General features: G+C 68.3%; 1 protein-coding gene. It reads right to left on the bottom strand.

Annotation, left to right across the window (positions count from 1 at the left end; genetic code table 11):
* A partial coding sequence (locus E1297_RS00550) for a transposase (RefSeq protein ID WP_155132620.1) occupies positions 1 to 404 on the bottom strand: 404 nt, incomplete at both ends.

The raw sequence follows: 404 nt of genomic DNA, 5'->3' as shown, positions 1-404 counted from the left end.
CGAGCCAGGCGGCGTAGTCCCGCGCCGAGGAAAAGTTGCTCACATCCGGCGTCGTCGCGGCAATGGCCGTCGCCGTCAGCACGCCGACGCCGGGGATCGACGCCAGCCGCAGGCTCACCTCGTTCTGCCGGTGCACCTTTTCGATCTCGCCGGTCAGCCGGTCGATCCGCGCTTGCGTCTCCGCAAGCTGATCGAACAGCGCCCGAAGCGGCAAGCGGGCAGCCTCGGGCAAGGCATCCAACTCCTCCGCCAGGTTCGCGACCCGCTTCGATCCCTTGGCGGTGATGATCCCGAACTCGGCCATATGAGCCCGGATCGCATTGCCCACCTGCGTGACCTGGCCGACAAGGAAGTCCCGCGCCCGGTGCAGCACGAGCGCCGCGGAGTCCACCTCGCTCTTCACG

The sequence above is a fragment of the Roseibium sp. RKSG952 genome (genome assembly GCF_009711355.1).
This window is presented reverse-complemented; position numbering and strand designations above follow the sequence as displayed.